At 41.5% G+C, this 12,855-nt stretch carries 11 protein-coding genes; 6 read left to right on the forward strand and 5 right to left on the reverse strand.

Features of this window, described 5'->3' with window-relative positions:
- Positions 1 to 10 precede the first annotated feature (10 nt).
- Entirely contained in the window at positions 11 to 1,891 is a 1,881-nt protein-coding gene (locus ACFPRA_RS01775) for an ABC-F family ATP-binding cassette domain-containing protein (RefSeq protein WP_381429874.1), read from the reverse strand.
- Between the two features lie 183 nt (positions 1,892 to 2,074).
- Between ACFPRA_RS01775 and ACFPRA_RS01780 the strand changes: the two genes are divergently transcribed.
- The 3 genes from ACFPRA_RS01780 to ACFPRA_RS01790 are packed head-to-tail and all read left to right on the forward strand — an operon-like array spanning position 2,075 to position 3,459.
- Positions 2,075 to 2,518: a LytTR family DNA-binding domain-containing protein gene (locus tag ACFPRA_RS01780; protein ID WP_381429876.1), complete on the forward strand. Its 444-nt coding sequence runs from the start codon at positions 2,075 to 2,077 to the stop codon at positions 2,516 to 2,518.
- 12 nt (positions 2,519 to 2,530) lie between these two features.
- Positions 2,531 to 2,959 carry a hypothetical protein gene (locus ACFPRA_RS01785; RefSeq protein WP_381429878.1) on the forward strand — a complete coding sequence of 143 codons (429 nt, stop codon included), beginning with the start codon at positions 2,531 to 2,533 and terminating at the stop codon, positions 2,957 to 2,959.
- A 56-nt stretch (positions 2,960 to 3,015) separates the two neighbouring features.
- A complete protein-coding gene (locus ACFPRA_RS01790) occupies positions 3,016 to 3,459 on the forward strand; it encodes a DUF2306 domain-containing protein (protein WP_381429880.1) in 444 nt (147 codons plus the stop codon).
- A gap of 49 nt (positions 3,460 to 3,508) precedes the next feature.
- Here the strand turns inward: ACFPRA_RS01790 and ACFPRA_RS01795 are convergent, their stop codons facing one another.
- On the reverse strand, positions 3,509 to 5,101 hold the full coding sequence (locus ACFPRA_RS01795) for a long-chain-fatty-acid--CoA ligase (protein WP_381429882.1): 1,593 nt from the start codon (positions 5,099 to 5,101) through the stop codon (positions 3,509 to 3,511).
- A gap of 97 nt (positions 5,102 to 5,198) precedes the next feature.
- Complete coding sequence (locus tag ACFPRA_RS01800; protein ID WP_381429885.1) at positions 5,199 to 5,438, reverse strand: hypothetical protein; 240 nt, start codon at positions 5,436 to 5,438, stop codon at positions 5,199 to 5,201.
- 330 nt (positions 5,439 to 5,768) lie between these two features.
- Between ACFPRA_RS01800 and ACFPRA_RS01805 the strand changes: the two genes are divergently transcribed.
- Both ACFPRA_RS01805 and ACFPRA_RS01810 read left to right on the forward strand, forming a co-directional pair.
- Positions 5,769 to 7,259, forward strand: coding sequence for a peptide MFS transporter (locus ACFPRA_RS01805; protein WP_381429888.1), 1,491 nt, complete (start codon positions 5,769 to 5,771; stop codon positions 7,257 to 7,259).
- 211 nt (positions 7,260 to 7,470) lie between these two features.
- Positions 7,471 to 8,487, forward strand: coding sequence for a DUF1646 family protein (locus ACFPRA_RS01810; protein WP_381429891.1), 1,017 nt, complete (start codon positions 7,471 to 7,473; stop codon positions 8,485 to 8,487).
- Between the two features lie 47 nt (positions 8,488 to 8,534).
- Here the strand turns inward: ACFPRA_RS01810 and ACFPRA_RS01815 are convergent, their stop codons facing one another.
- Positions 8,535 to 9,530 carry a proline dehydrogenase family protein gene (locus ACFPRA_RS01815; protein WP_381429894.1) on the reverse strand — a complete coding sequence of 332 codons (996 nt, stop codon included), beginning with the start codon at positions 9,528 to 9,530 and terminating at the stop codon, positions 8,535 to 8,537.
- 576 nt (positions 9,531 to 10,106) lie between these two features.
- Between ACFPRA_RS01815 and ACFPRA_RS01820 the strand changes: the two genes are divergently transcribed.
- Entirely contained in the window at positions 10,107 to 11,030 is a 924-nt protein-coding gene (locus ACFPRA_RS01820) for an urea transporter (protein WP_381429895.1), read from the forward strand.
- Between the two features lie 47 nt (positions 11,031 to 11,077).
- Here the strand turns inward: ACFPRA_RS01820 and ACFPRA_RS01825 are convergent, their stop codons facing one another.
- On the reverse strand, positions 11,078 to 12,781 hold the full coding sequence (locus ACFPRA_RS01825; RefSeq protein ID WP_381429898.1) for a methyl-accepting chemotaxis protein: 1,704 nt from the start codon (positions 12,779 to 12,781) through the stop codon (positions 11,078 to 11,080).
- Positions 12,782 to 12,855: the final 74 nt, after the last annotated feature.

A 12,855-nucleotide genomic window follows, 5' to 3' on the forward strand; every position in this document is an offset into this window, starting at 1 on the left:
TCCCTCCAGTTTACGACTCTGCGATTTCTTGTAAGTATGACCATCGTTCGATCATTGTTTCATACGATTCGTTTAATGCATCGAGTTTCGTTGTCAGCTCCCTTAGTTTATCGTAATTGGAGCCGGCGGAGGCCATTTCTGCCTCGGTCATTTCAATTTCCGTCTCCACTTTCTCAATATCCGTATCGATGGATTCCCATTCTTTCTTTTCAGCATAAGTCATTTTCTTTTTCTGAGGCTTATTGGTCGGTTTTACAACTTCGACAACGGGTTCTGGTTTCACTTCCGCAACGGCTTCATAGGTTTCAAGATAATCTGTATAGATACCGTACCAAGAATCGATTTTCCCGGAGCCGTCCAGTATCCATAATTTCTTCGATGTCCGATCAAGGAAAAATCGGTCATGGGATATCGTGATGACAACACCCGGAAACGTATCGATGAATGATTCAAGCACTGATAAAGTCTCCAAATCCAAATCATTCGTCGGCTCGTCCAGCAGCAGGACATTGGGCTGTTCCATCAACAGTTTAAGCAAATACAATCTTTTCCGTTCTCCGCCAGATAATTTGCTGATGGGTGTCCCGTGAGATGAAGTAGGGAATAAAAAACGTTCCAACATTTGTGAGGCAGATACACGCACGCCATCCGCACCTTCGATATCATTCGATGTCTCGCGTATATATTCGATAATCCGTTTGTTTCCATTCATCGATGGGATATGTTGATGGAAATGGGCAATCTTCACAGTTGACCCTTTTTCAATGAGCCCACTATCCGGTTCAATTTCGCCTGAGACTAGTTTTAATAACGTCGTTTTCCCTGCTCCATTTGCGCCGACAACCGCAATCCGATCACCAGATTGAAGCAAGCATGAAAAATCATCGACGATCTTTTTGTCGCCGAACGATTTTGAAATGTTCATCGCTTCTATGACCTTTCGTCCAAGCCGAGAAGTTTTCAACGCAACATCCATTTCGACGTTGTTCTCTTCTTTTTTCACTTTTTCAGCTAGCTCTTCAAAACGGCCGATCCGGGCTTTCTGTTTCGTCGATCGGGCTTTGGCCCCACGCTTGATCCATTTCAATTCAGAGCGGTATTGGTTGCGAAGCTTTTCGCCCGTCGACGCCGCCATTTCTTCACGTAAAGCTTTTGATTCGAGATAATCGCCGTAGTTTCCAGTATGGGAATACAACGTCTTATCGGCCAGCTCATAAATATGCGTAGAGACCGCATCAAGAAAATAACGATCATGCGTGACGAAGATGACCGCGCCCTGTTCATTTTTTAAAAACTCTTGCAACCAAGTGATGGAATTCACATCGAGATGGTTTGTCGGTTCATCGAGCAATAAAAGATCCGCGGGTTCAATCAGCACTTTAGCCAATGAAACCCTTTTTTGCTGCCCGCCTGACAGCTCTCCCATTTTTTTATCGAACGTATCGATACCCAGTTTCGTCAATATCGTTCTCGCTTTCGCATTTAAATCCCAAGCCGACTTCGCATCCATTTCATTTTGCAGTTGGGCGAAACGATCCTGGTAATCGGATGATTCCGGGTTTGCCGTCAACGCTTGAAGGGCATGTTCATACTCTAAATTTAACCGGATAATCGGTGCATCACTCATGAATACCGTTTCCATGACGGATCGCTCTGGATCTACATCAGGTTCTTGCGGTAAATAGGCGATCCGATATTTATTCGGATGGTCTTTCGATATCTTGTCTGCATCTTCAGCTCCAGCGATGATGGACAGCAATGTCGATTTACCAGTGCCATTTATGCCGATCAACCCGACTTTTTCTCCGCTCACCACTGTGAAGGCTATATTGTTGAATAACGTTTTCTCCCCGACCGTCTTCGTCAGGTTTTCCACGATCAATTGACTCATAACAACACTTCCATTTCTAAATGACTACCTCTTTCTATCATAGCTGATATGGACGGTTTTTTGAAAGCGTATTGTCTGCTCATGCAACTTACCATGAAAAAAATGCAGGTTGCGTGACATCCATTGTTCCCTCTTCCTGCAAATGTTACGATTTCAGCAATACGATTTCTGCTAAAGGATGTGATGATCATTCGATTGACCGTATATGAATCCAAAAAGTATAACAAGGTTGAAATCATTATTAATTGTCCTGAAGTTGACCATCAGCTTGGACGGTTAATCGACCAAATTAACCAAATGGGCATTACCTTAACTGGCACAAAAGACGACAAGATCTATTCGCTTGTCCCTGAACATGTCTATTACATCGAATCGATAGACAACCAAACTTTTATCTACGAAGAAAAAGAAGTATACCGTAGCCAAATGAAGCTATACGAATTTGAACAATTAGTAAAGGATACCCCATTTACGCGAATCAGCAAAAATTTGATTGTGAATACAACGCATATTGCTAGTGTTCGGGCATTGCTCAACGGAAAGTTTGAAGCGTCTTTGTCAAATGACGAAAAAGTAATCGTGAATAGACATTATGTGAAAACATTCAGAAAGAAGTTTTTATCGTGAGGAGGGATTCGATTGGACCAATTGAAGCACTACATTTCAGTAGCATGTATTTCATTCACATTCAGCATTCTATTTTATCTTCTTTTTAGTTGGTTGGACATCTTTCCGCCTATGGGAGAGGCGTTGATCGCTCAAATGCTTGTCATTTCGATTTGCATTATCATCCTGATCTTCGTCACACATCAGTTGCCCATTCAAAATACGTTGATCTTACGATTGATCGAATTTTTGTACGTCGTAATCGTTCTTCTTATCGCAGGAGGATTTTTCAATCTTTTTCCTTTTACATGGTCGACTACCTCATTCGTTATCGCGACAGGTGTTTTGACTTATCTCGTTGTTATCATCGTTACTTTTATGGGGAATCAATCAAGCGCGATGCAAATTAATGCCGTCATCGCGCGTAAAAAAAGGGAGGCTTCGACTGACCAAAATAATTGAAGGGAATGAGTGTTCAAAATATCCAATGAGGGGAACGTTGCTTTATCTTTAACATTATGTTGTTGTTTCATATTTTTGCCGGAGCAGTCAGTCTGATTAGCGGAGGAGGTGCTATGTTTTCGAGGAATAGAAGAGAAATGCATACAAAATGGGGTGAAATATATCATGGCGCGTATTTGTTTGTATTTGTTACTTCCTTGACTATGGCCATAATGAATTGGGAGAGTAGTGCTTATCTTTTTTTCATCGGATTATTTTCATATTCTTTTGCATTTATAGGCTATCTCTCTGTCAAGAAAAAATGGCGAAATTGGCTATCATCACACATCGGTGGAATGCTCGGTTCTTATATTGCTATTTGTACAGCTATTCTTGTAGTTAATATTTCGAAAGTACCGATTTTGAATGAATGGAATCCGTTGTTTTTTTGGTTTCTCCCAAGCATAATCGGTACACCGTTAATCTTTATCGTTGGGCAGAAATACAAACGATTCAATTAAAAACTTGCCTGTGCTAAACGTTTCGTCGCACAAGCAAGTTTTTTTGTCCTCAATTCACTAATCGCCCACTCTTTCCTCTCGCTTCCCAGTAAGCATCACGGATTTGAACTTTCTGGATTTTACCCGATGCAGTTTTCGGGAGTTCATCGACGAATGTTATACCTGTAACCGCTTTAAAATGGGCTAATCTCTCCCTTGAAAAGGCGATGATCTCTTCCTCAGCCGCTTCCATATTCTCCCGTAGAACAATATAAGCGTGAGGAGTTTCCCCCCACTTTTCATGTGGTACAGCAATGACAGCAGCTTCCAAAACAGCAGGGTGCTCATAAAGGACCCCTTCCACTTCGATTGATGAAATATTTTCCCCGCCACTAATAATGACATCTTTCTTACGGTCAACGATGTTGATATAACCATATTCATCCACTGTTCCCATATCGCCTGTAAATAGCCAACCATCTCGCAGGGTTTCTTGCGTTGCCTGTTCATTTTTCCAGTAACCTTTCATCACTCCATGACCGCGCACCGCCACTTCCCCCACCTGAACCCCATCGTGCTCAACTTCGTCTCCATTCGCCCCGAGGACCCGGACATCGCTGCCGATCATCGGATAACCGGCTTTGGATTTCAAAACGGTTTGTTGCACTTTCGGCAAATCCGTCAAATGAGAGTGGATCGTCGATACAAGACTGAGCGGTGATGATTCCGTCATTCCATACACTTGAATGAACTCCCAACCCAGTTCTTCCTCAACTCTTGTAATAAATGCAGGCGGTGGTGCCGAACCGGCAATGACCACTCGGACATCTTGTTCCACGACAGGGTGGTGTTCATCATGGTATTGGAGTAAAGCATTCAATACGGTTGGAGCCATATGTAGGACAGTTACCCGATAGTCCTGTAATGCCTTGAAAATGGATTCAGGCGTCGTTTTTCTTGAACAAATATGTGTCGCACCATTTGCAGTGTAGTAAAATGGCGCACCCCATCCATTCACATGGAACATCGGGAGTACGTGCAAATAAATATCAGACTCCTTTACTCTTAAATGATGCATCGTCGACATTGCATGCAAATAATTGTTCCGGTGTGTCAACATGACTCCTTTAGGATTCCCCGTCGTACCGCTCGTATAGAGCAAGCTGCACATATCGTTTTCATCAATGTCAGCACGATCAAAATCCGTTGATATGTGTGATGCTAGCCAGCTGTCATAATCTGTGGCATTCGTATCCTGCTCTTTATAATGAACAATGATATTCTCAACCGTTTCGAGTTGCACGATGATAGGTTCGATCAAACTATATAGATCTTGGTCTACGAAAAGAACTTTAGATTCGCTATGATTTAAGATAAATACATAATCTTCCGGTTTTAAGCGAATATTCAGCGGAACCATTACGGCGCCCAATTGAAAGACCCCATAGAATCCTTCTAACATTTCAAGCGTATTTCCGGCCAAATATGCGATCCGATCGCCTTTATCGACCCCAAGCTTTCGCAACCCATTCGACAATTGATTGACTCTGCCGTTCAATTGCTGATAAGTAACGGTTCGACCTTCACAATGAACCGCGACCTTTTCTCCGTAGAGCGTAACTGCACGGTCAAGAAAGTCTGGTAAAATCAGTGGTACATTCATAGTGATCACCTCATTGTTTTCATACAGTATACATGATTACGAATATTCCGGCATTGTTTATTTCACTATAAAGGTTTATACTTTGGCAATCCGTATACTAATTCTCTCTTTCCACCACCGCTTTTCCTCCTGAATAGAGACCACTAGCGGACAATCCCATCATAATTCCAACGAGGATACCCGCCTTCGGATCATCCGGATAGATATAAAAAATTCCTCCCAATACACCAAAGGCCAATGCCATTAATGGTAATAACCGTCTTTTCATTCCATACATCTTCAATAACTCTACCATCCCGATAATAAGCGGTATTAATACGACGTCGTATACTTCCAATGCTTCCCCTCCTTATCCCCCATCCCCCTTATTCTATGAAATAGAAGGGGAAGTCATGTCCTTCCTGAGAGCAGGACAGACTAGGATGTTATGGCGCGACCATTTTGGGTAAACATATAGGTAGTACCATCACTCTTTGAATCCAATTATACTTTTTTAATATAATAAAGAATTATTTTAAATATATCTATTATACCTGTTCTGAATATTGAAAGTATGATGAAACATCGAAATAACGGCGTTATTTAAAACATCTTTAGGAACCCAAATTATTTTTGACAATTGAAAACGTTTAATTGTATTATAGTGAAATATGAAGGAGGCATTATGATGTCACATTTAACTAAAAAAGAAATCGTGGAGAGTGTTCCTCAGAAAGGGTTTTTCGGACACCCTAAAGGATTATTCACTTTATTCTTCACGGAATTCTGGGAACGTTTTTCGTATTATGGAATGAGGGCAATCCTTGTCTTTTATATGTATTACGAAGTGTCAAATGGCGGACTCGGATTAGATAAGACGCTCGCACTGTCGATCATGTCCATCTACGGTTCCCTTGTCTATATGTCCGGAATCATTGGCGGTTGGCTAGCTGACCGGATATTCGGTACATCGAAAGCAGTATTCTATGGCGGTATTTTTATCATGCTTGGTCACATAGCGCTGGCGCTACCTGGCAATATCACTATGTTTTTCATTTCAATGGTACTCATCGTACTTGGAACAGGTTTGTTAAAACCGAACGTTTCCAGTGTCGTCGGAGATATTTATCCTGAAAATGATAACAGACGAGATGCTGGATTCAGCATTTTCTATATGGGGATTAACTTGGGGGCCTTCATTTCTCCATTAATCGTTGGCGAATTGATGTACACAAGTTTCCATCTTGGTTTCGGAGTGGCTGCTGTCGGTATGTTTATCGGCTTAGTCGTCTTTATTTTGACGAAGAAGAGAAATCTCGGCTTGGCAGGGACACAAATCCCCAACCCATTAGCACCAGAGGAGAAGAAAAAAGTATTCTCAATTTTCGCAATTGCTATTATTGTAATTGCAATTGCTGTTATTATCGCCATTCCCCGCGGGTGGCTTACATTCGATTCTTTCATTGCAATTGTAGGTATTCTCGGCTTTCTTATCCCGGCTGCTTATTTCTTCGTGATGTATAGAAGCCCGAAAACATCCGATGTGGAACGTTCGCGTGTACTTGCCTTCATTCCGCTTTTCTTGGCTGCCGTCATGTTTTGGGCAATTCAGGAACAAGGTTCGACTATCTTAGCACTCTATGCGGATACTCGGACGAACTTAAACTTTATGGGGTTTAGAATTTCACCGGCGTGGTTCCAATCATTCAATCCGCTGTTCATCATCACATTAGCACCCTTATTTGCATGGCTGTGGATGAAACTCGGCGATCGTCAGCCATCTATCCCACAAAAGTTCTCGTTAGGACTTTTATTTGCCGGACTATCTTTCATCGTCATTTTATTACCGGGTTATTTTGGAGGTACAGATGCCCTTGTCAGCCCACTATGGCTCGTTTTAAGCATCCTGATCGTCGTGCTAGGTGAATTGTGTCTATCGCCCGTCGGGTTGTCTGCAACGACCAAACTTGCACCTGCTGCTTTCTCTGCCCAAACGATGAGCCTTTGGTTCCTATCGAACGCTGCCGCACAAGCATTGAACGCACAGCTCGTTAAATTTTATACACCTGAAACAGAAATGTTGTATTTTGGAATTATCGGAGGAGCTGCCATTTTGCTCGGGATTATTCTCTTCGCTATTTCCCCTATCATTCAACGTTATATGAAAGGCATACGCTAATCGAAAAAGGCATGATCCCTTGGGGATCATGCCTTTTTACGTTCCTCGATAAGAGGAGGTAGTCTTTTAAAGCTGACGCTTCACTATCAGTACAAAAGCATTTTCTGAATAATGATATAATTATTTTTAAAATCTGGTTTTTCTCCCTATTAATAAATGCTATGATAAGACTGTTAGTTATTTTTATAATAGATTGAAAAGGAGTAAAATGATGATTATTGGTTTAACAATTATTTTAATTCTTGTACTATTTTTACCATTCACTGTGAAAATAGTCGAGCGCAACTTGGAAGTATTCCTATTCATCATGGGTGTGGCCGCCGCCATTGTGAGTGGCATGTTGGATAAATCGCTCATTCTAAAGGCTTTGGAAGATCCCATTCAAATTACATTGGCAGTGATCATCGCTGGTCTATTATTCCGCTGGCTTCAAAGTCCAATTGAAAATGGTATTCTCGGCATGAGTAAAGCGATGCCATTCAGACTATTTTTAGCACTAGTTGTCATAATTCTAGGAATTATATCTAGCGTGATTACAGCAATTATTGCGGCGATTGTCCTCGTCACAGTCGTAAGTGTACTTCGTCTGGATCGTAAATCTGAAGTGCGACTCGTCATCCTAGCTTGTTACTCCATTGGAATGGGAGCAGTCTTAACACCGATTGGTGAACCTTTATCGACGATTGCAACGAGCAAACTGAATGAGGATTTCTTTTATCTATTTAAATTAATCGGAACAGATATCATCCCGGGCGTCATCGCTTTCGGAATCCTTGCGGCTGTAATGATAAAGCCTCAGAAAAAAACAAGAAGCCTTTACGCGGATCAAGGCACCGAATCTTACATAGATATTTTAATCCGTGGATTTAAGATTTATCTGTTCGTCATGGCCCTTACATTACTTGGCGCTGGGTTCGAACCGTTTATCGAAAGATATTTACTTGATCTTCATCCATATATATTGTACTGGATCAATATGATATCAGCTGTTCTGGACAATGCCACCCTCGCAGCTGCAGAAATCAGTCCGACGATGAACGAGCCGACCATTAAGGCCATTCTTCTCGGTCTTCTCATCAGTGGTGGTATGTTGATTCCCGGAAATATACCCAATATTATCGCCGCCGGAAAACTGAATATTAAAAGTATCGAATGGGCACGTTTCGGTGTTCCGGTTGGATTGATTGCAATGATCGTTTACTTTATCATCATTGTGACAATCGGTTAAACATGACGCATGCTTGAAAAGGTCGTAAGATGGATATTCCCTCCATCTTACGACCTTTTTGCACGTTTAAGATCATATTTTCTTTTTGTCACTCGGCCTAACAGAAATGCGCCTGCGGCTAAACCAAGCATGGTATTCGTTTTCTTGTTGAAAACTTGTTTCATAACAAGGTTTAAGTTTTGCGGCCTTTCCGCAAGACGGCGCATGAAATAGCCATACCAATCATCGCCAAAGGGAACATATGTACAAAAATTATAACCTTCACTCGCCAGCTGTAATTGCATGTCTTTTCTGAAGCCATAAAGCATTTGAAATTCGAATTTCTCAATTGGAATGTGATGATCTTTTACAAATTGTTGGACATGCTGGATCACATGGTGATCATGTGTAGCAATCGAAGTGAACTTTCCATTCAACAAATGCCATTCAATCAATCTAATATAATTTTGATCGATTTCTTTTTTAGTTTGATAGGCAACTTCAGCAGGTTCTTTATAGGCCCCTTTCACAATGCGAAGACGATAATTTCTATATTTCCCCAAGTCCTGTTCTGCGCGGAAGAAATAGGCTTGAATAACCGTACCGATATTATCAAATTCCTTTGACAACTCGTCCACTAGATCGAATGATGGTTGCAAACGGGCATGGTCTTCCATATCAAAATTGATGAATAAATTATAGTTGCTGGCAACGGAAACAATTTCTCTTACATTGTCTAAACAGAATGGATAATCGATATCAAGACCTAATTGAGAAGGTTTCAATGAAATATGCGCATCAACGCCATCTTCGTGAATCGCTTCAATCACTGCTATGATTTGCTCTTTCGCCCTTATCGCTTGCGCTTTATCGCGGACAAATTCACCTAAGTTGTCGACTGTACAAGAAATGCCATAAGCGTTTAACTCTTTAATACTTTGGATAGTTTCATCTACGTTCGTCCCTGCTACGACAGTTTGCGCACCAAACTTTAAACCATACTTTTTAGCCGCGTCATTCAATAGCTGATTTTGGGATAATCCCATAAAAAAGGCTTTTAACATGGCAAAACTCCTAACATTCTTTTTATTCTAATTATAGTATACCATTTTTGGATGAGCAGAGAGAAGATGGAGATGGTTCTCCAGATCTTCATTTTATCCGATTATAAAGGCTTCGGGCGTATCTTGGAATAATTTGCGCCTTGCATACTCCATTAACTCCACGTATAATCAGCGCTGTTACTAACCGAGAAGTTTATCTTCATTCAACAGAAGACTTCCATCTGTATAGGTGGCGAGATGAATATGATTTTGTTTGCTGTTCAATGGGTGTTCAAACGCCCGCTGAATGAAGATAAAGCCTCCGTCGGAAGTCACAGATTTTGAAAGGAGTCAATCGAGCAAGCTCAATTCAAATTCTGGACGCAATTACGCCAAGGCGTAATTGATTTGCTTTGATTAATCGTATGTCTCTCAATATGATAATAATGACAATGTAAATGACAAAACGATTGAAAACCTCTTCCTCACTTTATAAATGGACATTCATATTACACTAAATAACTAGCCGACTCTAGGCAAATTTTATAGTTGTTTCGATAAAAATTTATTCGTAGCAACCAAAAGGGGCTGAACTCAATGGGGCACACGTTTCAAATGAAAAGGGGCTTCCGTCTCATTTCCATATCTCTAAAAGGATTTTCACAAGTGATGCTTATGGAAAATGCGTTTTCCGGAGGCCTCATTCTACTTGGGATTTTTTTATACTCTCCTCTTTTAGCGACCATGGCGTTTCTCTCCTCGATGGCGGGCACATTAACAGGCTACTATTTAGGCGGCGATAGAGCGGCCGTTAAAAGTGGACTGTACGGATTCAACTCCTTACTAAGCGGAATGGCTGTCATGTTGTTTTTATATGTTAGTTGGCGCTGGATGGTCGTTCCGTTCGTTGGTTGTACAGCCGGATTGCTGATGATTCTCTTTTCAAAAGTATTCAATAAATTGCATATTCCCGTTTTAACTATTCCTTTCGTTTTAATGACGTGGATCGGGCTCATGTTGACCTATCAGATTGACGGTTTACATGTCAATCCCTCGTTCGTGACAGCTTCCCCGACTCAATGGTTGATCCCATATAATGGGACTCCTAATTTTTTTGTCAGCCTGATCAAAGGGGTCGGTGAGGTATTTATCATTGATTCGTTCTGGGCTGGTTCGCTCATCCTCCTAGCGCTTTTTGTCGCAGGTTGGAGATATGGGGTATACGCCATTGCCGGAGCCTTCATTTCTTGGTTGACAGCCATTTCATTGGGTGTTGATGTAGCTTCCCTCGATTTAGGCTTGTACAATTATAATGCGGTGCTGACTATCATTGCGGTTGGGCTATTGTTTGATGAAAGAAGAAACTTTCCCTTTGTCGGTATACTCGCAGCTGCGATGACCGTTCCTGTTACCGCAGGAATGGATCATCTGATCAATCCTTTTGGACTGCCTGCACTTACTTCACCTTTCATCATTTCCACCTGGATATTTTTAATCATCAGGAAGTTTCTTCCTATCTAGTCATATTAAAATAACCCGAAAGCGAAAGGCTTTCGGGTTATTTCCATTTACGATAATTTGAATTGACAAACGATTTTCTCCAAGTCTTGTGCCAGGTCACTCATTTCTTTGGATCGTGTGGCAACCTCGTCAATGGAGGCTGAAGTCTGCTCCGTAGCGGCTGAGATATTATTGCTCATATCCTCAATCGTATGGATGGATTGGGTCAATTCGTTAATCAGTTCAACGATACGGCTGGAACTATCCGCTTCCGCTGTCGTCAGTTCAGAAATCATTCCGATCTCCTTTACCGTTTCTGATACGGCTTCCGAAATACGATTGAGTGATGTCGCCGTCTTGGCTACCGTTTCCGTTCCGGACTCAACGAGCTTTGTACTTTCAGAAGTAGAATTGACGACGAGTTGAATACTTTCCGTTAACTCTTGCACCAGTTTTTCGACTTCCAATACTTCCTTGTTAGATTGTTCTGCTAGTTTCCGCACTTCCTCTGCTACTACCGCAAACCCTTTCCCATGTTCACCAGCCCTTGCCGCCTCTATCGAAGCGTTCAAAGCTAGCAAATTTGTTTGGGAAGCGATTCCTGAAATCGAATTTGTAATATCTTGTATTTTAGTAGTCGATTCAATTAAATTTTCAATCGTCACACCTGATTCGATCGAGGCGGTTCTGATTTGCTCCATATCATTGTTAATACGGTTTACACTCTGTTGTCCATCTTCCGCAATTCGCATCGTTTGATGGGAATTCTCCACACTGAGTACAGCTTTTTCCTTGGAATCCAACAGATCTTCGGCCAAAGACTCCAAAATAGTGGATGCATGCTCCGCATTGATCGTTCCGTTCGAAATCGATGTTGCCGTTTCGTTCATGTTTTGGGCGATCTGTTGGATGGCTGTTTGCATCTCATTTAGCGATGTCGATGTATCGACCGAGTTTTTGGTCAATTGGATCGCCGTTGCTTGTACAGTCCCAATCATATTCCTTAAATTGCTTGTCATCGTGTTTAGTGTTCGAGCCAAGTCGCCCACCTCATCATTACTTTTAATCACGACATCCTCAAGCGCAAGATTTCCATCTGCAATTTCCTTCGCTTGCACGATAAGTGCGGAAATCGGCTTTGTTTTTCGTCTAATTAGGTATAAAGTGATAATGGAAGCGACGATCATAGGAATCAAGCTGATCAAAATACCATTTTTTACGACTTCCCACGTTCTCTCAGCAACAATTGAACCATCGAAATCGATGACGCTAATTGCGATGATTTCCCCATTCACATTATGATTTTCAAAAATCGGCGCATAGCCCGATAATCTTTCCATCCCCGCGAATTGATATAGTTTCGAATATGTAGAGTGTTTTGTTTCCAACAACAGACGAATGGCTTCTTTATCCAATGGTACTGAATCTCCCGGTTCGATTCCTTTTCCACGCAAATTATCGTCAAGTGCGAGAATCTTCCCGTCTAAGTCAACGATGTATTGTGTTTCGAAAATATTTTTATGTTCGACTGTCCAGTTCAATTGTTGACCAACTTCATCCATAACACCTCGGTCACCCGCCAACATCTTATCGACGTCCTCCGGGCGGAGAAGCCCTGTCGTAATATTGGCGCATCCATAGGCTTCGACCCCTGCTGCATCATATAATTTTTCATATGCCGTTTTATAAGTAGCGATAGAGGTAATAGCGAGCATCGCTATCATAATCCCCACAATAATCGCTCCTAACTGTATCGTTAATGTGTTTTTCATGTCTTTCCCCCTACATCCTCAAAGATAGGTATATTGTACGTATTCTAGTTATCTATCTTACGCTAAATTAACAT

The sequence above is a fragment of the Sporosarcina soli genome (genome assembly GCF_042655805.1).
GTDB classification, from domain to species: Bacteria; Bacillota; Bacilli; order Bacillales_A; family Planococcaceae; genus Sporosarcina; species Sporosarcina soli.